This window comes from Inquilinus limosus (assembly GCF_002195995.1).
GTDB classification, from domain to species: Bacteria; Pseudomonadota; Alphaproteobacteria; order DSM-16000; family Inquilinaceae; genus Inquilinus; species Inquilinus limosus_C.
Genome location: NZ_NHON01000004.1, coordinates 83,191 through 108,483 on the forward strand (window position 1 = coordinate 83,191; position 25,293 = coordinate 108,483).

The window sequence follows — 25,293 nt, forward strand, 5'->3', positions numbered from 1 at the left end:
CGAGTGCAACGACCTCGGGGCGCGTCTGCTGCGACTGCAGGAGGAGCAGAGCCAAGCCTTTCGAGAGGCACGGCGCAGCCGAACTTTGGCCAAGCTCATCCGCGAGGCGCACCGCCTCGCAGACACCTTGATCGGTCCGGAGGACCTTGGCGACCGCATCCTGGAAGTGGTCGTCGACAACGCCATGTGCGATCGGGCAGCGCTCCTGGTCGAGGAGACCCTGGGGACCCGCAATTTCCGAGTCACTCATGCGATCGGACTGCGCGAGGCCGCAGTATCGCCGATCACCCTGCCGAGCGTTCCCGATTTCTTCTTCACCACGGCGCAATCCCGGATAGAGCCTCCGGCCTACGAGCTTACGGGCATTTTGCAGCTGCCCTATGTGCTATGGGCCTATGACCGTGCGACGGGCCACGCGCTGATGATCGGCAACCGCTCCGAGGCGAATGTGAACCGGGCCTTCGAACCCGGCGACCAGGAGCTCATCGAAGGGGGGCTCTCGGTCTATATCGACGTGCTGGCCCGCAAGCAGGCGGAGCAGGAACTGCGGCGTGCGATGCATGCGGCGGAGCAAGCTGACGAGGCGAAGGCGGCATTTCTCGCCACCCTCAGCCACGAGCTTCGGACGCCGCTGAATGCCATCATCGGCCTCGCCGACATCCTGTCGTCGAAGCGGTCGTCAACCATGACCGCGGAACGATTTCATGCCTACGGTGCCGAGATTGCCGGCTCGGGCCGGCACCTTCTGCGTTTGATCAACGACATCCTGGACTACTCGGCCATCGGCCGCGGACATCTCGCCGTCCAGCCTGAATGGGTCCGCCTGGAGCATGCGGTGGGCGTCGCCGTCCGCGCGGCACAGGGGATGGCGGAGGAGCGCGGCGTTACCCTGTCGGCATCGCCAATTGATCCCGCCTTCGGACTTCTCGTCGACTCGATCAGGCTGCGCCAGATCCTCGACAACCTGATCAGCAATGCGATCAAGTTCACGCCTCGCGAAGGGCGAGTGACAATCCATGTCGAGATCGCGGCAGACACCTCGATCCATATCGTGGTGAGCGATACGGGGATCGGAATGCGGCCCGAGGACGTCGCGATCGCGATGGCGCCGTTCCGGCAGCTGGAGAATCCGCTCACGAGAACGTCGGCCGGCACCGGATTGGGCCTGCCCATCACCAGGGGCCTCGTCGAGGCTCATGGCGGCTCGCTCACGATCACGAGCGAGCCGGGCCGCGGGACGGTCGTTCGGATCATCTTCCCCGGCGACCGCGGGAGCTCCGGCTGGATGGACACACCGAAGGCAGGGCGCTGAGCTGGCACCGTGACCGGCTGCCAGGTCGCCCTCCATTCGTCGAGGCGGAGACCACTACATCCTAGTGCGGCCACGCCGGGACGGCGTGCTTCGGCGTTGCCGACAAGGTCGCGAGATTCTCGTCGATCGCGCGGAATAGCCCCCACGTCTCGCCGTAGTTCATGGGGAAGCCCGGGCATCCGGCATCGACGTCCTTCTGACGCTCATGGATGTAGTCGGTCCATAGCTTGGTGGCCGGACGACGATGGTGGAAATCGTGACACGGCGCGTCCCCCACCAGCACGATGACGCGAACCATCAATTGGATGGTCAGCATGTTGAGCCACCAGCTGACCCAGGCGCAGAAGCCCGACGGAGACCAGGCCGCCACCGGAGGAGGGGCTGCGCCCGGAAAGACGCCGGCCGTCGCCATGCAGACGAATTCCTTGTTCCGCGCAGCAATGAGCGCCGGCTCGGGAAAACGGTGTTCACAGAGGATCCGGCCGATCGTCGCCCATTGCAGCAGAAGGGTCAGGGGCAGGAACCAGACTATCAGAACGACGAGGGCATGACCGGTCACCGCCGACGCCACCAGCGGGACTGCGAGCCCAGCGGCCGCTACTGCATTGTGCACCCGATCGTGCGAGCGCGTGGCGGCGCGGATGCGGCGAAGCAGAAACCGGACGTGGAAACCGGGAGAGAAGACGACATTGGCCAACACCCGCCGCCAGAGTTCGCGCTTTGGCAATTCCGGCTCGAGACGGCACATGCCGAGCACGAAGTCGGCATACTCGTCCTCCTCGGTAAGGAGCTTGCGGGCGCTGTGATGCCGCATATGCTCGCTGCGATAATGATCGAAATGTTTGAACAGGAAGATGGCGGAGATCAGCCGGCCGACCGCCCGGTTGTGCCCCCAACTGCGGAACACCGTGCCGTGGGCGCAGTGATGGAACACCACGACCTGGAATACACTGAGACCGGAGGTCGTCAGCGTCACCGACAGGAAGAGCATGACGGCGCCCGCAACCACCGGGACCCAGATCGACATCACGCCGACCAGCAGGCCAGACGCGACCAGAAGACAGGCTTGGCGGACGAAATGGATTGGAGAGCGGTCGACTGCAGCCTCCGCCGGGGCCGGCTTCGCGGTCAGCCAGGAGAGAAACGGCTGGATGATGGCAGGCAGCCGCACAGCCATTTCCGCCCGCGGATCGCGACGGGTCGTGAGCTCAGATTGGTGCGCATCAGTTTCTCCAATTTGGGCGATCAAGGTGGACATGAATTTCTCCTTCCGCACCGGCGCGGCGGCAATTCGACACAAATCCGAAACGGCGGGCAGCCGTCTCAAAGGACAGGAATTACCTAAAAAGAGTGCCTTACACGCGTAAGACGCGAAAGCAGGGCTGTCGCTTGCCAGTAAAATGGGTATGCGACGCGCGGCTCGCAGCGACTTCTTTCAGCAGCTCGGCCTTCAGCCGTGAAAGCGCGCGATGATCGCTCGGTCGTGCGGAGGCAATGTCGAGTCCGGCTGTGCTGCCGATCTCAATGGCGCAGGCGGGCCTGATGATCGATGGCGCTGGGGCGGCCCGGTTCCCCCCCTTCGGAAAGCGCGAGCTCAACCCTGTTGCGGCCCAAGGCTTTGGCGGCGTACAGCGCCCGGTCGGCAGACCGCATCAACTCGTCGGTGCCGATGTCGGAGGCTCGGGCCACGGCCACGCCAATGCTGACGGTCAGCGGAAAGGTAATGTCAACGGTAGGGTTGAATTGATGTTCTGCCAGCTTGGCCCGAACCCGCTCCGCCGTGGCTGCAACGTCGTCAACGTCGACGCCAATCATCACGACGGCAAACTCCTCGCCACCCAAGCGGGCCACGAGGTCGACGGCTCGAACCTCTTGGCGAAGCCTCTCCCCCAAAAATCTGAGTGCCGCATCACCGGCCTGATGACCGAACCGGTCGTTGACGATCTTGAAGCTGTCGACGTCAATCATCAGCAGGGCGATGTCGGTCTCCTGCTTTTCGGCCAGCACGCTCTCCAGATGCAGCATGAAGTGGCGGCGATTGTAGAGGCCGGTCAGCGGGTCGATCAACGCCATCTTTAGGGCCCCATCGAGCGCACTTCGCAACCGATCCTGGTATAGTTTCCGCCGAAGCTGATTGCGGGCTCGGACCCTGAACTCGTTCGGGTTGAATGGCCTGGAGACCCAGTCGTTCACGCCCAGATCAAAACCGCGCAGGACGAGATCCCGATGATCCGGCTCGGCAATGAGAAGAAGTGGTATATCCCGGCTGAGGACATTGGCCCTGAGTCTCGAGGCTAGGCGCAGCGGCTCGAACCCCCTCATCGAGAGATTGAGTATGATGAGATCGACCTGCCCGTTCGCGGCAACGGAGACTGCATCTTCCTCATTGGAAGCCCGAATCGTGTGGACGTCGTCTACCGCTAGCGCATTCTCGACGCTAGCCGCGCTGAGGTCCCAGTCATCAACGACCAGAGCATAGGTCCCTTTGATATCGACCTTGCCAGGCGGCTCGGGAGCCAGTCCGAGCGTCCGGGTGGTTTCGTGGCGGGCCCTCCACTGATCGAAGAGCTGCTTGAGACGAACAAGGCCCTTGGTTCTCGCGAGAAAGGCTTCGGTGTCGATCGGCCGAGTCAGGAAATCGTCGGCTCCGCACTCAAGCCCGCGCAGCTTCTCGGCCGAACCGTTCAGGGCAGTGACCATGACAACCGGGATATGCATGGTGTTTTCGTCCGACTTCAGTCGTCGGCAAGTCTCATAGCCGTCCAGTTCCGGCATCATCACATCAAGTATGATCACGTCCGGCTGCCAACCACGCGCCGCGTTTAGCGCCGCACTCCCACTCGACACTGTTAGCGTCTCGTAATATTGATCCTCTGCGATCACACTCAAGATGTGAGCGTTGGCCTCGATATCGTCGACGATTAGCACGCGGGCTGTCATCTTCTTTGTCTCAAGCCGAAATCGTCAGCAGAAAGCCGAAAAAATGGCAGTCAATTTATGGGCGACGCCGATGCGTGCGCCAACTGCGAATTCCACCGTCAAGGAATAATATCACGCTGCAGCCAATCTTACATCAGGCATGGCGTATCGAGCCGACATCAATGGGTGGCGCTCAGCATGGTGGCTTAAGCCGGCCGAAGCAGCGCGGCGCGCATATTATTTTATGGAAATTGACGCGACTGCACAATTTTTGTTCAGCGCAGTCGCCTGAGAATTTGTGTGGAATATTGCCATTTGCTCTGGACTGCTGGTTTGGCCAGATGTTTAGTCCCGGCATTTGATCGATCGGATCGAGGGTGAACCGTTCGGGTCCAGATGCAATCGCCGGTTGAGCCGCCGGCGCAATGGCGGCAGGAGGCAACAGTCCGTGTAGAACATTCTCGTCCTGGCCCCCTTCCCTGACAGGACGGACCCCGCGGACAGAACGGCTGGCCGCGCCGAGATCCGATCTCTAGCGTCGGGAGCAAGGCATACATCTAAAGGCGTACTTGGATACGAATCATAAGATGCTATGCTTTGGGCGCTTCGACCGAGGAAATGAATGTGTTCGGGCCGTCACCCGACACACGGTATCGCGACTAAAGTATTCTTGCCCGTGCTGACGGATCGGGAAGGAACGCTTGAAGCTGGAAAGGCCGCCGCAGCGTGGCGGCCTTTTCCATCTCAGGCCGCGCAAGCACCGATCGGTCGCACCCTACGGGATGGCACGTGGCCGCTTCTGGCCGCATGCAGCTTAAAGGCGATCTCGGTTCGGTTCCGGGCCTGCAGCTTCTTCATGATCGACCGAATATGCACCTTCACGGTGCTCTCGCACAGGTCCAGTTCATAGGCGATGATCTTGTTCGGCTTCCCGAGAGCGACGGCGTCGGCCACGGCGGCCTGCCGCTCCGAAAGGCCGAACATGCTGTATGCCGGCTGCCGGCGTTCGGGCGGCGTGGGGCTGGGTTTCTGGAAAGCACTGGCCGGGACGAAGACGCCCCCGACCAGCGCCAGGCACAGCGCCCCGATGGCAACGCTGAGGCTAACGCTGGTCGGGATGTAGCCACGGGCCCCCTGCTCGAGGATCTCGGCGACATGGTGGGGATCCTCGTTCTCACCGATCACGATCACGAGGATGTCAGGATGGGTGCCGACCAAGCCATGGAGCCCCTCTTTGAACGACGGGTCGCCATCACCGACCGCACCGTCTTCCAGAAGGATGAGCGACGTGTCGCTCCGATCCGGACTCTGCTCCCACTCGTGGATGTCGGCGAACGCGCGGCCCTGGAACCGGCCGTCGGTCGATGCCAGCGCTCGCGTCAGGATCTCTCGGCCAAGGGCCCGTCTGTCGATGATCGCGACCACAATGAGGTCCGGATCAGGACGCTCCGCGGCCCGGGCCTTGGCAATAACGTCGGTTTCCGGTTCTGCCGTCCCGGCGGCGCTGGGAAGCGCATCCGCTCTGTTTCCATTGAAAAGCATAATTTCCGCCTATTGTCCTATTTTGGTAGTATTTCCCTTCCGCTTTATTCACCAGAGATCGAAGGTGCGTTTTTGGTTGCTTCTCACGTTCGTTCGCAGATCCGGTTGATGCTGACAGGACTGTCAGCCCAGCATCGCGAAGCTTGAATATTTGTATCATATTTTATGCAAAATCAACCAAAGATAGGCTAAGCCTTTCGAGCCCGGCTCATCCAAAAGAGGTAGCCGAGGGGCTAATCGCACCATCTCACTCTCACCCGGCGGCACCGTACCGATACGAGACGGAGATCGAGCGGCTTCATCCGCAGGATCGATCCCATCCACCCACTTACCGCAAAAGGTCATCTTTAGAAGACCAAAGATAATGCCATACGATTGATTATGAACTTTGAATTTCCTGAGATCCACAATCAAATTGTCAACTATAAAGGGAAATTTTATTGACTGATGCCGAAAAATCTCCAGGAACCTTCGCAATGAGGATCTTTTTATTTATTTGGGCCGTCCTCGGCCCCTCCATCGGTCTTCTGGCGGGCAGCCTTCTCACCGCTGGAGTGCTGCGTGGCAGCCGCCCCCCGAGGGAATCCCCGACCATGAGCCCCGGGGTGGGGCGGAAAGGATATCGCCACGGCTGACTGATCAAGCCTGGATCTCTGTCGTGCACCGATCCTGCTCGGCCAAGACCTGTCGGGACGCTGTGATGGGACGAAAGGCGGAACAACGAAGCGGAAGCGGGAGAAGGGCTGATGTGCGGCATCGTCGGCATCGTCGGGACCCGGCCGGTCGCGTCCCGCCTGGTCGAGGCGCTGAAACGCCTGGAATATCGCGGCTATGATTCCGCCGGCATCGCCACCCTGGTCGGCGGCCGGATCGAGCGCCGCCGGGCCGAGGGCAAGCTGGTCAATCTGGAGCGCCGTCTGGGCGAGAGCCCGGTCGACGGCACCATCGGCATCGGCCACACCCGCTGGGCGACGCATGGCCGGCCGAGCGAGACCAACGCCCATCCGCACGCGACCGACCGGGTCGCCATCGTCCACAACGGCATCATCGAGAATTTCCGCGAGCTGCGCCGCGAGCTCGGCATCGGCCACACCCGCTGGGCGACGCATGGCCGGCCGAGCGAGACCAACGCCCATCCGCACGCGACCGACCGGGTCGCCATCGTCCACAACGGCATCATCGAGAATTTCCGCGAGCTGCGCCGCGAGCTCGAGGGCCTGGGCCACGTCTTCGCCACCGAGACCGATTCCGAGATCGTCGCCCATCTGGTCAGCCACTATCTCGACCAGCAGCTGTCGCCGCGTGAGGCCAGCGCCGCGGCGCTGAAGCGGCTGGAGGGCGCCTTCGCCCTGGCCTTCCTGTTCACCGGTGAGGAGGACCTGCTGGTCGTCGCCCGCCGCGGCTCGCCGCTGGCCATCGGCTTCGGCGACGGCGAGATGTATGTCGGCTCCGATGCCCTGGCGATCGGGTCCTGGACTGACCGGATCTGCTATCTCGACGAGGGCGATTGGGCGGTGATCGCCCGCTCGGGCGTCGAGATCTACGACGCCGAGGACCGGTCGGTGGAGCGGCCGGTGAAGCCGATCGCCCAGACCGGTGCGCTGATCGGCAAGGGCGATTTCCGCCACTACATGCTGAAGGAGATCTACGAGCAGCCGGCGGTGGTGGGCGACACGCTGCGCACCATGCTGGACCCGGCCACCCGGGCGATCGTGCCGCCGCCGTTGCCCTTCGACTTCGCCGATGTGCCGCGCGCCACCATCGTCGCCTGCGGCACCGCCTTCTATTCCGGCATGGTGGCGAAATACTGGTTCGAGACCGTGGCGCGGCTGCCGGTCGAGATCGACATCGCSTCGGAGTTCCGCTACCGCGAGGCGCCGCTGCCGAAGGGCGGSCTGGCGATCTTCGTGTCGCAGTCSGGCGAGACSGCGGACACGCTGGCGGCGCTGCGCTATGCCCGGTCGCAGGGCCAGCGCATCCTGTCGATCGTCAACGTGCCSGACAGCTCGATCGCGCGCGAGAGCGACGCGGTGATCCAGACCCTGGCGGGGCCGGAGATCGGCGTCGCCTCGACCAAGGCCTTCACCACCCAGCTGACCGTGCTGGCCTGCCTGGCSGTGGCGGCGGCCCGGGCRCGCGGCGCCATCGAYGCGAAGCGGGAGGCCGAGCTRTCGACGGCGCTGACCGAGGTGCCGGGCCGGCTGGCCGACGTGCTGAACCACGACGCCACGATCCGCGACCTCTCTCACCAGGTGGCGCTGGCGCGCGACGTGCTCTACCTCGGCCGCGGCCTGTCCTATCCGCTGGCGCTGGAAGGCGCCCTGAAGCTGAAGGAGATCAGCTACATCCACGCGGAAGGYTACGCCGCCGGCGAGATGAAGCACGGGCCGATCGCGCTGATCGACGACAAGGTGCCGGTGATCGTGCTGGCGCCGCGCGACGCGGTGTTCGACAAGACCGTGTCGAACGTCCAGGAGGTCATGGCCCGCGGCGGCAAGGTGATCTTCTTCTCCGACACCGATGTCGACCAGCCCCGCAACCTGGCCAAGAGCGTGACGGTGGAGTAGGGCGGCGCTAGAGTCCTTCGGAGTTGCCCGGCCAAACCAAGCCGGTCATCCCGATCGTACCGCCGAGGAACACCGCGCCATCCTGCATTGTCACCACGGGGAAGCAGCCGTCGCTCATTGACCGGGCCTCGCCGAAACCGTCCAGACACAGCTGATCGTCTCGAACGGACCATGTGCCGGATCGAACATCCCGCTCGGTCGCCGCGAAATCCGCGACATTCGCGAGAGCAACGCCGTCCGGCGAGAGATACAGCCTGAGGAAGCGGGTCGTATCTCTCTCGCCGACGACGATGGTCTGGCCGGCCAGGCCGGCGATCGCATCCTGGCCCATCTTAAGACCGTGCGGATTCCCGGGCTGGATCTGCCCGGAAACGGAATCACCGTCATCGAAGGTGAGGGTCACGGAGTCCTTGCCTTCAATGGTGATCCTGGGGCATCCCCAGCTGGACGGCACCCCTTTCTCTATGTCGGGAAAGCAGATCGCCCCCTTCTGGAGCAACCACCGGTCGAGGCCCATGACCTCGGGCGGCCTGCCGCCCCAGAGCAAGCCGACGAGGCTCGTCCCGTCCGGCCGCAGGTAGATGGTCAAGATTCCAAACTGATATCGGAGATCGATGGTGCTGTCGCTCAGTCGGGCGGCCAGCGACGGATCGTCCGTGATCTGATCCGGCGTCGCAACGGCGTGTGTCGGGGCAGCCAGGGAGAGGAGTCCGGCCGCAACGACCACGGATCCATATTTCTTGATCATCCTCAGGTCTTCCCTATGCAAGATCGATGGTCGCTGCAGACCGATGGATGGAGTGGCCGCATGGCGAAGGTCTGGTCAGACCGCCCGGACCTCGGCGAGCCGCCTGACCGAGTATTCGTCGTCCCAGCAGATTGCGGCTTCCCATGCCGCCGACGCCTGCGCGGCGATGTCATGCGCGCCGTCATCGAGGCCGGCGGCGTTGTGCGGCAGCGCCAGGTCGAGGTCGGGGACGTCGGCATGCGACTCGTCCCAGTCGATCAGCGCGACCCGGTCCGCGGTCACGCGGATGTTGCGGGGGTTGGGGTCGCCATGGACGACGCAGGTCGGGCGGCCGGCGAGCCGCGCCCATGCCGCCCGGCACCGGGCCACGGCCTCGGGCGGCATCGCGGCGAGGTCGATCCTCGTCCCGGTCTCGGCGTGCAGCAGGTCGGTCGACGACCGCCAGCCGGGGCGCTGCGGCCAGCCCTGCGTCAACTGGTGCAGCCGACGGAGCGTGCCGGCCACGCGACGCCAGTCGGCCTCCGTCTCCGGCGGCCTGCCCTCGACATAGGTCATCACCACCAGGCCGTCCGCGAACAGCCGGCCATCCGCCGTCGGGATCGGCACCGGCACGGCCAGGCCCGCGCGGTCGAGATGCTGGAGCAGCCCGGTCTCCCAGGCGAGGTCGGCGTCGCTCCTGCTGCCGAGGCGGCCGACCGCGAGGCGCCCATGGACACGCAAGCTCCACACGTCGTTGGCGACGCCGCCGGACAGCGGTTCGATGCGGGCGACGTCGCCGCCCCACTGCCGCAGTGCCTCCCATCCCATCCGCGACTTCCTACCCGCTCGGTGCCTGGCTTTCGCTCGAATGCGAGCCCGGACCAAAGCGGATCGGCCCGGGCGCCGTCAAGCCCGGGTGATGATGGGCCGCCCGGGGGCCATGCCCATCGCGCGGACGCGCGCAAGGGAGAGGCTTCGAAATACTCAGCACCGTCATTGCGAGCGTAGCGAAGCAATCCAGGGCCAGTGCGAACCGGCCCCTGGATGGCCACGTCGCTTCGCTCCTCGCCATGACGGTTGATATTTCGGACCGCTGATCCCCTAGCCGCTGTCCGGTCCGGGCGGCCGCAGCGGGCGCCGGCCGGCGGCGGCCGCATCCGGCGGGTGGATCCAGCCCTGCGCGGGCCATCGTCCGGCGGTCCCGGCCCTGGTTCGGGCGGGCGGTTCCAGAGTCCCGGCGACGGCGGCGGCGATCGCGGCCCGGTCGGGCGGGATGCCGAGGGCGCGGCACAGGCTGCGGATCAGGTCTTCGATCGGCAGGGCCCTGTCGGCCGTGTCGATCCGGCCGGCATGGTCGCCGGCCAGCCGGTCCCAGAGCTCGGCCGTCCGCTGCTCACGAGTCTCGGTATCGGAGGTCGCGGCCGCGATGGACTCTGTGACGCCCAGGGCGACACGGCGGCGGCGGTCGGCCGCCCGGGCCGCCTGCTCGTCCTGGTTCCGCTCGCCGGCGCGCAGGGTCTCCTGCCGCTGCTGGCGCAGCCTGGCCCGCAGCGCGATGGCGCGGCGGATGCCGAGGAACAGGCGGCTGAAATGGGCTTCGGCCTTGCCGGCGCGGTCGAGATCATCGGCCTGCAGGGCGGCGATGGCCTCGGCCTGGAATGCCCGCGCCATCGTCATGCCGAGCTCGATCAGGCCGGACAGGATCGCGTCGTCAGCCTCGTCCGGGTCGGGCGAAGCGGCGAGCGCAGTCTCTGTCCTGGGATCGGCATCGACCATCTGATGATTAGAACATAACAAGAACAAATAATCAAGCGGAGAGTGCTCATCGTCGCTGCCAATGGTCATCCGGCTTTCCGGCACCGTCTTCCGCAAGGGTGAGAAGCGGCGCTCAGCCGACCTGCTGCGGATGGGCCTGGAGGTCGGATAAGGGTAACGAGCGGTCATCGCGCCGGGCGCCCGAGAGCAGACATGGCCGGACACGACCGAGGCTGTGTGAAAACGCTGCGCCGTCGTTCTTGCCGGCAATTCCGTTGCGGTGCGGGCCGCCATCCAGAATCTTTCATGCTGCGGTGGCAGCCGCTTCCGGTGGGAGATTGCGCTGCAGTCGCCGTCGGTTGCGTTTTCACATCGACCAAGTGGCTTCGTTTGAGGGGGACGCAATTGCGCAAGTGTGGCTCGACCCATATGGCGTGCGCTTTCTGTTTGAAAGCATGGATCAACTTTACGCAGAGCACGGCATCGAGCATGTAGAACCAGACGGAAAAATCTGGAGATACAATTGCGAGGCGACAAAGGGACCTTCGCTCGTTCTGCATCGCCTTCTCTACAAGAGAATCAACGCTGACGAGCGCTCGGATTTGAGGCTTACCTTTCGATTTGAAGATGGATCTGCACTCACGATTCTGAGCGAACTTGGCCCCTACGAGTGTGGCCACATCATAAGCAAGAAGGGTGGCTACTGGGTCTTTTGATCTCGCACATGATGCTTCCCGGTCCGATCGCCGAGTTCCGCTTTCCGCCCTTCTCGGCGGACCTGACCGGACGGATCGCGCGCAAAGCCGCCGCAGGACGTCTTCCCGACGCAAGGGATCAGCAATCCGGCCGTTGCCTTTGCAATGTCCGCTCTCGAGCACGTCGGATCGCCGAAGATGTCCGCTCCGGCGCGGCCACCAACGCCGGCGACCGATCGTCTCTCGTCGCAGCCGACCCATGGAAGGGGCGGGCCGCCCCGCGCGACCGGCCCCGGATCGCTGCCCCGGTCCGAGGCCGGGGTCGCAATCGTGGCGCCGGGCGCGGGCTGCCCGCGCCTACCGCGCCAGCGTGTAGGCGATGACGTAGTCGCCGATCTTTGTCCCGAACGAGCCGTGGCCGCCGGCGGCGGTGACGACGTATTGCTGTCCGTCGACCGCGTAGGTCATCGGCGTCGACTGCCCGCCCGCCGGCAGGCGGTCCTCCCACAGCTGCTCGCCATTGGTCACGTCATAGGCGCGGATGTAGTAGTCCATCGTCGAGGTCAGGAAGGCGACGCCGCCGGCGGTGGTCATCGGCCCGCCCAGGCTGGGCACGCCCATCTTGAGCGGGATCGGCACCGGCGCCTCGTCGCGGATCGTGCCGTTGCGGTGCATCCAGGCGATCTTCATCGTCTTCAGGTCGATCGCGGCCATGTAGCCCCAGGGCGGCCGGTAGCAGGGCAGGCCGAGCGGCGACAGGAAGCCGTGCAACACGACGCCATAGGGCGTGCCGTACATCGGCTGGACACCGATCTCGGATCCCGACGGGTGCGCGTCGTTCGGCGCCGCCGGGTTGTCGGGGCCGCGCGGGATCAGCTTCGAGACGAAGGGGATGGCGATCGGGTTGGCGATGGCGATCTGCCGGACCGGGTCGACGGCGATCCCGCCCCATTCGAACATGCCGAGATTGCCCGGGAACACCAGGGTCCCCTGCAGCGAAGGCGGCGTGAACGTGCCTTCGTAGCGCAGCTGGTGGAACAGGATGCGGCAGGCCAGCTGGTCGAAGATCGTGGCGCCCCACATGTCGGCGCCGGTCAGCAGCGCTTCCGGCCGGAAGGTGAGCTCGGAGAAGGGCTGGGTCGGCGACAGCCGGTCGCCCGGGGCCGGGCCCTGCGGCACCGGCCGCTCCGGCGCCGGCACGATCAGCTCGCCGGTCCTGCGGTCGAGCACGAAGAGGTTGCCGGTCTTGGCCGGCTGCAGCACGGCCGGGCGCACGCCGCCCGGCCCGGGCAGGTCGACCAGGCTGGGCTGCGACGGCAGGTCCATGTCCCACAGGTCGTGATGCACCGTCTGGTAGTGCCAGACCCGCTTGCCGGTGTTGATGTCGAGCGCCACCAGCGCGCTCGAATACCGCTCCGATTCCGGGCTGCGGTTGCCGCCCCAGATGTCGGGCGACTGCACGCCCATCGGCACGTAGACCAGTCCCAGCTTTGGGTCGTAGGACGCGGTGATCCACGAATTGGGCGAGTTGTTGGTGTAGGTGTGCGTGGCGGAGGGCAGGGCGTTCTCGTCCGCCGCCCCGGCATCCCAGGCCCAGACCAGCTTCCCGGTATAGATGTCGAAGCCGCGGATGACGCCCGACGGCTCCTGGGTCGAGTAGTTGTCGATGACCGAGCCGGCGATGACGATGATCCTGTCGCTGACCACCGGCGGCGAGGTCGGCTCGTAGAAGCCGGCCGTCGTCACGCCCATGCCCTGCTGCAGGTTCAGCGTGCCGTGGTCGCCGAAGCCCTGGCACGGCGCGCCGGTCTCGGCGTTCAGCGCGATCATGCGGCCGTCATTGACCGGCAGGAAGATGGTGCGCGGGCAGTCGGCCGGCGCCGGCGCCCCGGTGGTGTCGACCGCCCCGGCCTCGGCCTCGTGGTAGGAGACGCCGCGGCAGGTCAGGTGCTGGAAGGTCGGGTCGTTCTTGATCTTGGGGTCGTAGGACCAGCGCAGCGCGCCGGTCTTCGCGTCCAGGGCGAACAGCCGCTGGTGCTGGGAGCAGAGATAGAGCGTGTCCCGCACCTTGATCGGCGTGACCTCGAAGGTGGTCTCCCCCGGGTCGTTCGGGCCGGGCAGGTCGCCGGTGCGGAAGGTCCAGGCGACCTTGAGGTCTTTGACATTGGCCGGCGTGATCTCGGCCAGCGGCGAATAGCGCTGGCCGGACTGGCCGCGGCCATAGGCGCGCCAGTCCTCGTCCGGCTGGTCGGCGGCGGGCTGCGGCGCCGCCGCGCCGGGGGCGGCCGCGGCGATGGTGCCGTCGATCGCGTGGTAGCTGGACAGCAGGCCGGCCGCCAGCACCGCCACGGATGCCGCCACCCCGGCCCAGAGCGGCAGGGTCATGGCCTTGCCGGACGTCCCGGCGGACCGGCGAAGGGCGCGCGTGACCCAGGGCGTCAGCAGCCACAGCGCCATCAGGAAGATCACGTCGCCCCGGGCGGCCAGCGGCCACCAGTCGAAGCGGATCTCGCCGACCGCCCAGGCCAGCGTGCCGATCAGGACGGCGGCGAAGACCCACAGCGCGGCGGGCCGGCCGGCGACCAGCAGCGCGCCGGTGGCCAGGATGCCGAGGCCGGCGATGAGGTAGTAGGGCGAGCCGCCGAGGGCGACGAGCCAGGCGCCCCCCGCCGCCAGCGCCAGGCCGATCAGGCCGTAGACCAGCCCCGACACCAGCAGCACCGGTCGGGATCTCGAAGCAAGCGGCATCTGCCGGACCCTCCGCTCAGATCGGTCGGTCCCGGCCCATCGGCGATGGACCGGATGCACCCCCAGGACGGCCCCCGTTCTTTATTCCTGTGATTGTCCACCGATCCCGGCGCGGGGTCGAGCGGCAAACGCCCGCCGGCTCCCGGTCAGCCCTGCCGGTTCCGGCCGGCGGCCATCAGGCCGAGATGGCGAGGATCGGCGCCATCAGACGTCCTTCAGCAGCCGCAGCGCATCATAGATTGCGGCGTGGATGTTGCGGGAGGAGACGGCGTCGCCGATCCGCCACAGCACGAAGCGCCCCTCCGGGTTGCGGCGCACCGCCTGGGCCCGGCCGGCGATCATCGCCTCGTAATCGACGGCGCCGAGATTGGCGGACAGCGGCTTCAGCGCGAAATACAGCTCGTCCAGCGGCAGGGTGCCGTGCTCGACCACCACCTGGTCGGCCCGCTTCTCGACCCGGCGCCGGCCGTATTCGTCGAGGAAGCTGGCGACGAGGCGATTGCCGTCGCGCCGCACGCTCTCCAGCCGCAGGTTGATGGTGACCTGCACGCCGTGGTCGGAGAAGGCGCGGAAATAGGCCGGGAAGCTGGTACCGCCGACATCCGGGGCCAGGGTCCGCTCCGGCGTCACCAGCTCCAGCCTGCTGCCGGCGCCGGCGATGAACTCGGCCGCGGTCAGGCCGGGATGGGCGCCGTTGTCGTCATACAGCAGCACGGAGTCCGCCGGCTTGGCGGCGCCGGACAGGATGTCCCAGCTGGTGGTCACCAGCTCCTCGCCGGCATCGAGGAAGCCGGTGTTCGGCAGGCCGCCGGTCGCCACCACCACGACATCGGGCGCCTCGGCCAGCACGTCGCCAGCCTCGGCATAGCTGTTGAAGCGCATGGCCACGCCGTGGCGCTCGCACTCCGCCATGCGCCAGTCGACGATGCCCAGGATCTCGCGCCGGCGCTGCAGGCCGGCGGTGATGCGGATCTGGCCGCCCGGCTGGTCCGCCGCCTCGAACAGGGTGACGTCATGGCCGCGCTCGCCGGCCACCCGCGCGGCCTCCAGCCCGGCCGGGCCGGCGCCGACCACCACCACCTTGCGCCGCGGCCCGGTGGTGCGGGCGACGACATGCGGCATCGTCGCCTCGCGCCCGGTGGCGGCGTTGTGGATGCAGGCCGCCTGGCCGCCATAGATGCTGTCGATGCAATAGCCCATGCCGACGCAGGGGCGGATCTCGGCCTCGCGCCCCTCGCTCACCTTGCGGGCGATGTGCGGGTCGGCCATGTGCGGCCGGGTCATCCCGACCATGTCCAGCTTGCCGCTCTCGATCGCGTGGCGGGCGGTGGCGACGTCCTGGATCCGGGCGGCGTGGAAGGTCGCCACCTTCGTCGCCGCCCGCACCTCGCCGGCGAAGTCGAGATGGGGGGCGGAGCGGGCGCCCATGCCGGGGATGACATGCGACAGCGCCTCGTCGGTGTCGATGTGGCCCTTGATGACGTTGACGAAGTCGATCAGGCCGGAGGCGGTGAGCCGCCGCGCGATCTCCAGCCCCTCGGCCCTGGACAGGCCGCGCTGCCAATCCTCGTCGCAGACCATGCGGGTGCCGACGATGAAGTCCGGCCCGACCCGGTCGCGGATGGCGCGCAGCACCTGGAAGGCGAAGCGCAGCCGGTTGTCGAGATCGCCGCCGTATTCGTCGTCGCGCTTGTTGGTGGCCGGCGACCAGAACTGGTCGATCAGGTGGCCGTAGCATTCGAGCTCCAGCCCGTCGAGACCGCCGGCCCGCACCCGCTCGGCGCCGTCGGCATAGGCGGCGACGATGCGCTCGATGTCCCAATCCTCCATCGCCTTGGGGAAGGCGCGGTGCGCCGGCTCGCGCACCGGGGAAGGGGCGACGACCGGCAGCCAGTCCTCCTTCGACCAGCTGGTGCGGCGGCCGAGATGGGTGACCTGGATCATCACGGCGGCGCCGTGGGAGTGCACGTCGTCCGCCAGCTCCCTCAGCCAGCGCACCACCTCGTCCTTGTACAGCAGGATGTTGCCGAAGGCCTGCGGGCTGTCCGGCGCGACGACGGAGGAGCCGCCGATCATGGTCAGGGCGATGCCGCCCTTCGCCTTCTCGGAGTGGTAGAGGCGATACCGCTCCTTCGGCAGTCCGTCCTCGGTATAGGCCGGCTCATGCGCGGTCGACAGGAAGCGGTTGCGCAGGGTCAGGTGGCGCAGCGTGTAGGGCTGCAGCAGGGGATCGGCGTTCGGCATGTCCGCTGTCGGATCGTTGTGACGGTTTCACTCTTCCGGCCCGCCGGCCGATGGTAAACCGAATTTCCTTCACGGCGGCATGAGCCCAGTCGATGCAAACCCTCCGCGGCAGCCTGCCCTCGCTCAACGCCCTGGCGGTGTTCGAGGCGTCGGCGCGGCGGCTCAGCTTCTCACGGGCGGCGGAGGACCTGGCGATCACCCAGTCGGCGGTCAGCCACGGCATCCGCCAGCTCGAGGCCTCGCTCGGGCTCGACCTGTTCATCCGCCACCACCGCAGGCTGGAGCTGTCGCCTGAGGGCGAGCGGCTCTACGCCGCCGTCGCCACCAGCCTGTCCGCCATCGCCCAGGCCGTGGACGACATCACCGGCCGGTCGGCGGCGCAGCGCGAGATCGTGATCGGGGTCTCGACCTCGATGGCCGCGCACTGGCTGCTGCCGCGCTTCGCATCGTTCCGTGCCGCCTTTCCGGCCATCCCGCTGCGGATCCAGACGGTGGAGCGCGACGCCGACCCCGGCGAGGACGGCATCGACGTGGTGATCCGGCTGGGCGACGGCAAATGGCCGGACCACGACACCATCCCGCTGTGGGAGGAGCATGTGCACGCCGTGGCCAGCCCGGCCTATCTGGCGGCCTATGGCCCGCTGAACGACGCCGCCGATCTGAGCCGCTGCCAGCTGATCCATTACGAGGACGCGCTGCGCCGCCGCGCGACCTGGGGCGAGTGGTTCGCCGCGCTGGGCCTGCCGGCGCCGGGGCCGGCGCGGTCGCTGCGCGTCACTGACCATACGGTAGCGCTGCAGGCGGCGATGGACGGGCAGGGGGTGACGCTGGGCTGGCGGCCGATCATCGACGACCTGATCCGTGCCGGCCGGCTGGCCGACGCCTTCTCCCGGCATCTCGACACCGGGCGCCGCTTCTACATCGTCACCATCCGCGGGGCGACCTTGCGCCGGCCGCTGTCGCTGTTCTGCGACTGGTTGGCCGGGCAGGCGGCGGCGGTGAAGGGCTGGTGACGCGGGTATGGCCCTTCGCTACTTCGGGCCAGCTTTTCCCTCGTCCCACCCGAGGCTCAACCGCTCGGCAATGCCCGCCAAGCGCTTGTCGCGCGTCCACAGGGCCGACCCGGCGGTCAGCCGTGTCGCTGCCAGCAGATGGACATCGACATAGCCGATCCCCAACCCCGCCAGGGCGTTCCGCTCGATGAACAGCAGCACCTCGGCGTCCGTGGCGATGCTGGCCTGCGGCAGGTTCTGCAGCGCCGGGATGATGGTCTTGCGCTGCCGCAGGTGGCCCAGAGCCAATTCGCCGATGACGAAGGGGTGCGACAGCACCCGGCCGGAGTCGAGCAAGGCCGCGACCCCCTCGTCGCCGGCCCGCAGGTGATCGACCCATACCGACGTATCGAGGAGGATCATGCAGGGCCGGTTCGCCGGCGCGGCGCGGCTTCGAGGCCAGGCTCGCTTCCGCCAAGGCGCGCGAGGCGACGCGCGCTCTCCCGTTCGATCAGGGCCTTCAGCGCCTCGCGGACCAGCGCGGATTTTTCCTTGAGGCCGGTGAAGGCCTGGGCCTTCGCCACAAGCTCGTCATCAAGGGCAATCGTCGTTCGCATCGTGTCATCCTGGATCGGAGAGGCACGACAATAGCATCATTTGATGCGCGATTCAGCACCACCATGGGGAGCGGGCTGCGACCTCGCCTCACGCTCCGAAATGCAGCACCACCGAGAAGCCGTCGTCCGGGTCCTGGCGGAACTCGACGCGGCCGCAATGGGCCTTCATCACCTCGGCGGCGATGGCCAGGCCCAGGCCGGTGCCGGAGTCCGAGCCGGAATGGAACGGCTCCAGCGCCCGCGCCCGGTCGGCTTCCGCGATGCCCGGCCCGTCGTCATTGACCTCGATCCAGGCACCGTCCGGGTCATGTCCGACGCGGACCGACAGCCGGGTCTCGGCGCCATGCGCCAGGGCGTTGTGGATGATGTTGGACAGCGCCTCGCGCAGGCTGACCGCGTCGCCCTCGACCATCACCGGCTCCTCCGGCGCCTCGAAGGCGATACGGACGTCGCGGTCGAAGGACAGCGGCACCGATGCCGCCAGCACGGTCCGTGCCAGCTCCACCAGGTCGATTGGGGCGAGGGCGCCGATCTCGCCGCGATGGATCACCATGGCGTGGTTCAGCAGCTGGTTGGTCAGCCGCCCCAGCTCCGCCGTGCGCTGCCGCACCCGCTCCATCTGCTGCTCGCGCCGCGCGGCCGATCCCTCATGGCCCAGCAGCTCGACCTGGGCGTCCAGCGCGGCCAGCGGGGTGCGGATCTGGTGCGCGGTGTCGGCGATGAAGCGCTGCATCAGGCCGATGCGGCCGGCCAGCCGCCCCATGAACAGGTTGATCGACGACACCAGCGTGCGGATCTCGGTCGGCGTGGCGACGTCGAGCGGCTTCAGATCGTCCGGCGCCCGGTCGGCCAGCGCGCGCTCGATCCGGATCAGCGGCGCCAGCGCCCAGCGCACCGCCACCGCGCCGGCCACCATCGTCAGCACGCCCATGGCCAGGACGATCAGCACCGCCTGGCGGGTCAGGGACCGGGCCAGGGCATCGCGCGCCCGGGTGGTCTGGGCCAGCACCACCGTGGCCCAGCCGCCATCGGTCTCGTCCATCTTGCGGCCCAGCACGGCGACGCGCACGGGCTCGCCCTGGAAGAGGCCATCCTCGACCACCACGCCGTGCCGGGCCTGCAGCGCCGCGGCGGGGTCGAGGGCGAGGTCCGGATACCCGGCCACCACCACGCCGCGCGGGTCGACCACCTTGTAGTAGACGAGGTCGTAGGCGGAGAGGGAGGCGAAGGCCGCCACCGGCGGGTCCAGCGCCACCACCCCGCCCTGCATGAACACGTTCTCCGCCACCTGCACCGCGCCGCCGACCAGCAGGCGGTCATAGGCCTCGCCCGCCGCCAGCCGGGCGTAATGCGCCGCGGCGGCGATCACCCCGGCGGTGCCGAGGCACACCACCACCGCGATGAAGGCGAGGATGCGGACATAGAGCGAGCCGCGGATCCGGTCAGCCGACGACAAGCTGGTACCCGAGGCCGCGCAGGGTGCGGATCTCGACCGAGGATCCCGCCAGCTTGCGGCGGATCCGGGTCACGTATTGCTCCACCGCGTTCGGGCTCGGCTCCTGGTCGAAGCTGTAGATCTGGTCCAAGAGGTCGTCTTTGGAAAAGATGCGGCCAGGCCGCGTCGCCAGGATCTCCAGCACCGTCAGCTCGCGCCGGGTCAGGTCCAGCGGCCGGCCCTGCACGGCGGCGAGGCGCGCCGCCCGGTCGATGGTGACGTCGCCGCAGGTCAGCACGTTGCTGCTGTCGCCGGTGCGGCGGCGCAGCAGGGCCCGGGCCCGCGCCTCCAGCTCGCGGTAGTCGAAGGGCTTGACCAGATAGTCATCGGCACCGAGGTCGAGCGCCCCGACCCGGTCCTCGACGCCCGACCGCGCGGTCAGCACCAGCACCGGGGTCGACCGGCGGCGCGACCGCAGTTCCTTCAGCAAGGCGATGCCGTCGCGGCCCGGCAGCATGATGTCGAGCACCAGCAGGTCGTAATCCTGCACCCCGAGCATGTCCGCCGCGGCGTCGCCGTCGCGCTCCCAATCGACCGCATGGCCCATGCGTGCGAGCCGGGCGACGATCGCCTCGCCGATATCGGCCGTGTCCTCGACCACCAGGATGCGCACGGGCTCTCCCTGTTCCGGTTCCGAGTCAGGCTGGCGTCAGCTTGATGCGGAACACTCCCTGCAACGGCCCGCCGAAGCGGAGCCGCCGCCAGGGAGGATATATGGCCATCGTGCACTCACCGCCAGCAGACGCGTTGCTCTCCGTCCGCCAGGTCACGCTGCAGTACAAGACCGACCAGGCGGTGGTCACCGCCACCCATCGGGTCGATTTCGACGTCCACCCCGCCGACCGCTTCATCCTGCTCGGGCCGTCCGGCTGCGGGAAGTCGACGCTGCTGAAGGCGATCGGCGGCTACATCGCGCCGACCGAGGGCGAGATCCGGCTGAAGGGCCGCGCCATCTCCGAGCCGGGGCCGGACCGGATGATGGTGTTCCAGGAGTTCGACCAGCTGCTGCCGTGGAAGACGGTGCGCGAGAACGTCGCCTTCGCCCTGATCGCCAGCCGCCGCCTGGGCCCGGCCGAGGCGCGCGACCGCGCCGGCCACTACATCGAGAAGGTCGGCCTGGCGAAGTTCGCCGACAGCTACCCGCACATGCTGTCGGGCGGCATGAAGCAGCGCGTCGCCATCGCCCGCGGCATGGCGATGGAGCCGGATGTGCTGCTGATGGACGAGCCCTTCGCGGCGCTCGACGCCCTGACCCGCCGGCGGATGCAGGACGAGCTGTTGCAGCTGTGGGAGGACACCCGCTTCACCGTGCTGTTCGTCACCCATTCGATCGAGGAGGCGATCCGCATCGGCAACCGCATCCTGCTGCTGTCGCCGCATCCGGGCCAGGTGAAGGCCGAGCTGAACAGCATCGGCCGCGAGGATTGGGGCACCGCCGCCCAGGGCGCGCTGGAGGCGCGCATCAACGACATGCTGTTCGTCCATTGAGGGCCGCCGCCATGACCGACACCACGCTGGAGCTTCGTCCTGAGATCCTGCGCGACACGCCGAAAACCGACATCCCGCCGGTCGAGAAGGCGATCTCCCCGGTCGAGCGGATCTACCGGCTGGGCTTCGTGCGCAAGGCGCTGATCCTGCTGGTCCTGGCCCTGATCTGGGAAGGCTATGGCCGCTGGCTCGGCAACCCGCTGCTGTTCCCGTCCTTCAGCGAGACGCTGGACGCCTTCCTGGGCAACATCGCCAGCGGCGTGCTGCCGGCCCGGGCACTGGCGTCGCTGCAGACGCTGGTGATCGGCTACGCCATCGGCATCGCTTTGGCCGCGCTGCTGACCACGGTCGCCATCGGCTCGCACATCGGCGCGGATCTGCTGGAGACCCTGACCTCGATGTTCAACCCGCTGCCGGCGATCGCGCTCTTGCCGCTGGCGCTGATCTGGTTCGGGCTGGGGCAGGGCAGCGTGATCTTCGTGCTGGTCCATTCGGTCTTGTGGGCGATCGCGCTGAACACCCATTCCGGCTTCCGCGCCGTGTCCAACACGCTGCGCATGGTCGGGCTGAATTACGGGCTGCGGCGGCTGTCGCTGGTGCGGCACATCCTGATCCCGGCGGCGTTCCCGTCGATCCTGACCGGGCTGAAGGTCGGCTGGGCCTTCGCCTGGCGCACGCTGATCGCGGCCGAGCTGGTGTTCGGCGTCTCTTCCGGCTCCGGCGGCCTCGGCTGGTTCATCTACGAGAACCGCAACCAGCTCGAGACGGCGAACGTCTTCGCCGGCCTGTTCACCGTCATCCTCATCGGCCTGTTCGTCGAGAACGTGGTCTTCGCCACGGTCGAGAAGAAGACGATCCGCCGCTGGGGGATGCAGCACTGACGATTTGTGCAACAACGGGCCGGATCGGCCGGCCCGAAACTGGGAGGATACCATGCGCGTGATGAACAGACTGGCCGCGGCGGCCGTCGCGGCGGCGATCGGGCTCGGCCTCGCCGGTGCCGCGCGGGCGGAGGTCAGCGAGATCCGGGTCTCCAAGGGCTACGGCATCCTGTACCTGCCGCTGATCGTGATGCAGGACCAGAAGCTGTTCGAGAAGCAGGCCAAGGCCGCCGGCCTCGGCGACGTCGCGGTGAAATGGGTGATGCTCGACGGCGGCAACGTCATCAACGACGCGATGATGGCCGGCACACTCGATTTCGCCGGCACCGGCGCGCCGGGCTTCATCACCCTCTGGGCCAAGGCCAAGGGCATCCCGAATGTCGAGGTCACCGGCATCAGCGGGCTCAGCGCCACCTCGCTCTGGCTCAACAGCAACAAGCCGGAGCTGAAGTCGCTGGCCGATTTCGGGCCGGCGGACAAGATCGCCCTGCCGGGCATCAAGACCTCGCTGTCGGCCGTGGTGCTGCAGATGATGGCGGCCAAGCAGTTCGGCCGCGAGAACTTCGCCCAGCTGGACCCGATGACGGTCAGCCTGCCGCATCCGGACGCGCTGGCGGCGCTGACCTCGGGCCAGACCGAGGTGAAGGCGCATTTCACCTCGCCGCCCTTCTCCTATCTCGAGGTCAAGAACCCCAACATCCACCGCGTCGCCAGCTCGGTCGACGTCATCGGCAACATCACGCTGGACGTGGTCTTCGCCCCGAAGCGCTTCGTCGACGCCAACCCGAAGACGGCGGAGGCGTTCCTGGCCGCGCTCGACGAGGCCAACGCCTTCATCGCCGCGCACAAGCCGGAGGCGGCGGAGATCTTCTCCCGCAGCTCGGCGGTGAAGATCTCGCCGGAGGAGGTGCTGGAGATCCTGAACGATCCCGACACGCAGTTCTCCACCACCCCGACCAAGGTGATGGACTTTGCCGACTTCATGCATCTGGCCGGCACCATCAAGGTGAAGCCGGAGAGCTGGACCGAGCTGTTCATCCCGCAGCTGGCGAGCCGGGCGGGGAGCTGAGGGCGAGGGGGATTTCTCCGCTTGAGGTCCCTTCATCGTCATTGCGAGCGCAGCGAAGCAATCCAGGGCGGTTTGGCGTGGCCCCTGGATTGCTTCGTCGGCTTCGCCTCCTCGCAATGATGGCGAGGGGAGCGTGTCTCCTTTGACCATGTCCGAAAACCGCGAGCGCGATCGCGCGGGACGTGCCAAGGTCGGGGCATGGAACCGCTCGACCCCGAAGCCTGCTACCGCGCCCTGGTGACCCGCGACCCGCGGTTCGACGGGCGAATCTTCGTCGGCGTCACCTCCACCGGCATCTATTGCCGCCCGGTCTGCCCGGCCCGCACGGCGAAGGCGGAGAACTGCCGGTTCTTCGCCTCCGCCGCCGCGGCGCAGGAGGCCGGGTTCCGGCCCTGCCTGCGCTGCCGGCCGGAGACGGCGCCCGACCTCGCCTCCTGGCGCGGCACCTCCAACACCGTGTCACGCGCCCTGGCGCTGATCGCCGATGGCGGCCTGGACGGCGAGGCGGGGGTGGAGGCGCTGGCCGACCGGCTGGGCGTCGGCGGCCGCCAACTGCGCCGACTGTTCAAGCAGCATCTCGGCGCCACGCCGGTCGCCGTGGCCCAGACCCGGCGCGTGCTGTTCGCCAAGCAGATGATCCAGGAGACGCGGATGCCGATGGCCGAGGTGGCGATGGCCGCCGGCTTCGGCAGCGTCCGCCGCTTCAACGAGACCTTCCAGGGCCTGTTCCGCCGCCCGCCCAGCGCGCTGCGCCGTCGGGCCTGGGCCGGGCTGCCGGTCGATTCGGTGGCCGCGACCGGGGTGACGCTGCGGCTGCGCTATCGCCCGCCCTATGACTGGCCGGCGATGCTGGCCTATCTGCGCGCCCGCGCCATCGACGGGGTGGAGCAGGTCGAGGGCGAGGTCTACCGCCGCAGCGTCGCCGAGGGCGACGATCTCGGCACCGTCGAGATCCGGCACGAGCCGGCGCGCAGCAACCTGGCGGTGCTGGTGCGCTTCCCCTCGGTGCGGGCGCTGCCGGGCATCCTGGCCCGGGTCCGCCGCGTCTTCGATGTCGGCGCCGATATCGAGGCGATCGACGCCCATCTGTCGCAGGACCCGTTCCTGGCGCCGCTGGTGGCGCGGCGGCCGGGCTTGCGCGCCCCCGGCGGCTGGGACGGGTTCGAGCTGGCGGTGCGCGCCGTGCTGGGCCAGCAGGTCACCGTGGTCGCGGCGCGCCAGCTGGCCGGCCGGCTGGTGGCGATCTGCGGCGCCGAGGTGCCGGAGGCGGGCCGGCTGACCCCGGCGCTGTCGCGCACCTTCCCGTCGCCGCGGCGCGTGGCCGCCGCCGATCTCGGCGCGCTGGGCATGCCGGGATCGCGCCGGGCGACCTTGACCGCGCTGGCTGAGGCCGCGATCGCCGACCCGCACCTGTTCCGCCCCTTCGGCACAGTGGAGGAGGCGATCGTCCGGCTGCGGCAGATCCGCGGCATCGGCGACTGGACGGCGCAGTACATCGCGCTGCGCGCCTTGCGCGAGCCCGACGCCTTCCCGGCCAGCGACATCGGCCTGCTGCGCGGCGCCGCCGACGGCGCCGGGGTGCGGCCGACCCCGGCCGACCTGCTGCTGCGCGCCGAACCCTGGCGGCCCTGGCGCGCCTATGCCGCCCAGCATCTCTGGGCCGCCGATGCCGGGCCGGTGGCCAAGGCGGCGGGAGCCACCTATGGCTGAGGCGCTGGTCTTCGACCGCCTGCCGAGCCCGCTGGGCGAGCTGCTGATCGTTGCCGACGAATCCGGAAGGCTGCGCGCCATCGACTGGTGCGACGAGGAGCGGCTGCGCGCCCGCCTGGCCCGCAGCCTGGGCGGGGCCGAGTTCGCCCTGGCGCCACAGCGCGACCCGGCCGGGCTGACCGAGGCTTTGAGGGCGTATTTCGCCGGCGACCTCGCGGTGATCGACACGCTGCCGGTGGAGGCCGCCGGCACGCCGTTCCAGCGATCCGTGTGGGCGGCGCTGCGCGGCATCGCCTGCGGCACCACCGTGTCCTATGGCGAGATCGCGCGGCGGATCGGCCAGCCCGGCGCGATGCGCGCCGTCGGCCTCGCCAACAACTCCAACCCGATTCCGATCGTGGTGCCCTGCCACCGCGTGATCGGCGCCGACGGCGCGCTGGTCGGCTTCGGCGGCGGCCTCGATCGCAAGCGCTGGCTGCTGGACCATGAAGGCGCCGGCAGCAAGCAGCTGTCTCTGGCCATCTGAAACAAA

The 25,293-nt window shown here is 67.9% G+C and carries 20 protein-coding genes; 8 read left to right on the forward strand and 12 right to left on the reverse strand.

Translation table 11 applies throughout. The features are described from left to right. The first annotated feature begins 85 nt into the window (after positions 1-85). Positions 86-1,312, forward strand: a complete 1,227-nt coding sequence (locus BWR60_RS03790; protein ID WP_179221619.1) for a sensor histidine kinase — start codon at positions 86-88, stop codon at positions 1,310-1,312. A gap of 61 nt (positions 1,313-1,373) precedes the next feature. On the opposite strand, the gene BWR60_RS03795 is transcribed toward BWR60_RS03790, so the two are convergent. The 3 genes from BWR60_RS03795 to BWR60_RS03805 form a co-directional block, all read right to left on the reverse strand. Next, entirely contained in the window at positions 1,374-2,570 is a 1,197-nt protein-coding gene (locus BWR60_RS03795; protein ID WP_088149678.1) for a fatty acid desaturase, read from the reverse strand. A gap of 263 nt (positions 2,571-2,833) precedes the next feature. Continuing rightward, positions 2,834-4,252, reverse strand: a complete 1,419-nt coding sequence (locus BWR60_RS03800; protein WP_088149679.1) for a PleD family two-component system response regulator — start codon at positions 4,250-4,252, stop codon at positions 2,834-2,836. 723 nt (positions 4,253-4,975) lie between these two features. Further along, positions 4,976-5,773 (reverse strand): response regulator transcription factor, encoded by a 798-nt coding sequence (locus tag BWR60_RS03805; RefSeq protein ID WP_088149680.1) that lies wholly within the window; start codon positions 5,771-5,773, stop codon positions 4,976-4,978. A gap of 746 nt (positions 5,774-6,519) precedes the next feature. Here BWR60_RS03805 and glmS point away from each other — a divergent pair. Beyond that, on the forward strand, positions 6,520-8,340 hold the full coding sequence (gene glmS, locus BWR60_RS03810) for a glutamine--fructose-6-phosphate transaminase (isomerizing) (RefSeq protein ID WP_088149681.1): 1,821 nt from the start codon (positions 6,520-6,522) through the stop codon (positions 8,338-8,340). Positions 8,341-8,347: 7 nt separating this feature from the next. Here glmS and BWR60_RS03815 read toward each other — a convergent pair whose 3' ends face one another. From BWR60_RS03815 to BWR60_RS03835, 5 genes are all read right to left on the reverse strand, one after another. Continuing rightward, a complete protein-coding gene (locus tag BWR60_RS03815; protein WP_088149682.1) occupies positions 8,348-9,088 on the reverse strand; it encodes a hypothetical protein in 741 nt (246 codons plus the stop codon). Positions 9,089-9,163: 75 nt separating this feature from the next. Beyond that, entirely contained in the window at positions 9,164-9,895 is a 732-nt protein-coding gene (locus BWR60_RS03820; RefSeq protein WP_088149683.1) for a phosphotransferase enzyme family protein, read from the reverse strand. Between the two features lie 273 nt (positions 9,896-10,168). Further along, entirely contained in the window at positions 10,169-10,912 is a 744-nt protein-coding gene (locus tag BWR60_RS03825; protein WP_144445516.1) for a hypothetical protein, read from the reverse strand. Between the two features lie 962 nt (positions 10,913-11,874). Beyond that, positions 11,875-14,265, reverse strand: coding sequence for a glucose/quinate/shikimate family membrane-bound PQQ-dependent dehydrogenase (locus tag BWR60_RS03830; RefSeq protein WP_088149685.1), 2,391 nt, complete (start codon positions 14,263-14,265; stop codon positions 11,875-11,877). A 204-nt stretch (positions 14,266-14,469) separates the two neighbouring features. Beyond that, positions 14,470-16,509, reverse strand: coding sequence for an NADH:flavin oxidoreductase (locus BWR60_RS03835; RefSeq protein ID WP_088149686.1), 2,040 nt, complete (start codon positions 16,507-16,509; stop codon positions 14,470-14,472). Positions 16,510-16,601: 92 nt separating this feature from the next. Here BWR60_RS03835 and BWR60_RS03840 point away from each other — a divergent pair, with 92 nt between their 5' ends. Next, positions 16,602-17,522 carry a LysR substrate-binding domain-containing protein gene (locus tag BWR60_RS03840; RefSeq protein ID WP_088149687.1) on the forward strand — a complete coding sequence of 307 codons (921 nt, stop codon included), beginning with the start codon at positions 16,602-16,604 and terminating at the stop codon, positions 17,520-17,522. Positions 17,523-17,540: 18 nt separating this feature from the next. On the opposite strand, the gene BWR60_RS03845 is transcribed toward BWR60_RS03840, so the two are convergent. The 4 genes from BWR60_RS03845 to BWR60_RS03860 all read right to left on the reverse strand — a co-directional run bounded on the left by BWR60_RS03845 (position 17,541) and on the right by BWR60_RS03860 (position 20,226). Then, positions 17,541-17,924, reverse strand: coding sequence for a type II toxin-antitoxin system VapC family toxin (locus BWR60_RS03845; RefSeq protein WP_088149688.1), 384 nt, complete (start codon positions 17,922-17,924; stop codon positions 17,541-17,543). Then, complete coding sequence (locus BWR60_RS03850) at positions 17,921-18,118, reverse strand: type II toxin-antitoxin system VapB family antitoxin (protein WP_088149689.1); 198 nt, start codon at positions 18,116-18,118, stop codon at positions 17,921-17,923. The genes BWR60_RS03845 and BWR60_RS03850 overlap by 4 nt, the downstream gene beginning before the upstream one ends. An 88-nt stretch (positions 18,119-18,206) precedes the next feature. After that, complete coding sequence (locus BWR60_RS03855) at positions 18,207-19,574, reverse strand: sensor histidine kinase (RefSeq protein ID WP_088149690.1); 1,368 nt, start codon at positions 19,572-19,574, stop codon at positions 18,207-18,209. After that, positions 19,561-20,226, reverse strand: coding sequence for a response regulator transcription factor (locus BWR60_RS03860; protein WP_088149691.1), 666 nt, complete (start codon positions 20,224-20,226; stop codon positions 19,561-19,563). The genes BWR60_RS03855 and BWR60_RS03860 overlap by 14 nt, the downstream gene beginning before the upstream one ends. Before the next feature lie 101 nt (positions 20,227-20,327). Between BWR60_RS03860 and BWR60_RS03865 the strand changes: the two genes are divergently transcribed. The 5 genes from BWR60_RS03865 (at position 20,328) to BWR60_RS03885 (ending at position 25,287) form a co-directional block, all read left to right on the forward strand. Beyond that, positions 20,328-21,101 carry an ABC transporter ATP-binding protein gene (locus tag BWR60_RS03865; RefSeq protein WP_088149692.1) on the forward strand — a complete coding sequence of 258 codons (774 nt, stop codon included), beginning with the start codon at positions 20,328-20,330 and terminating at the stop codon, positions 21,099-21,101. A gap of 11 nt (positions 21,102-21,112) precedes the next feature. Continuing rightward, a complete protein-coding gene (locus tag BWR60_RS03870) occupies positions 21,113-21,982 on the forward strand; it encodes an ABC transporter permease (RefSeq protein ID WP_088149693.1) in 870 nt (289 codons plus the stop codon). Positions 21,983-22,043: 61 nt separating this feature from the next. Continuing rightward, complete coding sequence (locus BWR60_RS03875; protein WP_230982941.1) at positions 22,044-23,051, forward strand: ABC transporter substrate-binding protein; 1,008 nt, start codon at positions 22,044-22,046, stop codon at positions 23,049-23,051. Positions 23,052-23,249: 198 nt separating this feature from the next. Continuing rightward, positions 23,250-24,761 carry a DNA-3-methyladenine glycosylase 2 family protein gene (locus tag BWR60_RS03880; RefSeq protein WP_088149695.1) on the forward strand — a complete coding sequence of 504 codons (1,512 nt, stop codon included), beginning with the start codon at positions 23,250-23,252 and terminating at the stop codon, positions 24,759-24,761. Beyond that, a complete protein-coding gene (locus tag BWR60_RS03885) occupies positions 24,754-25,287 on the forward strand; it encodes a methylated-DNA--[protein]-cysteine S-methyltransferase (protein ID WP_088149696.1) in 534 nt (177 codons plus the stop codon). Before BWR60_RS03880 ends, BWR60_RS03885 begins: the two co-directional genes overlap by 8 nt. Positions 25,288-25,293: the final 6 nt, after the last annotated feature.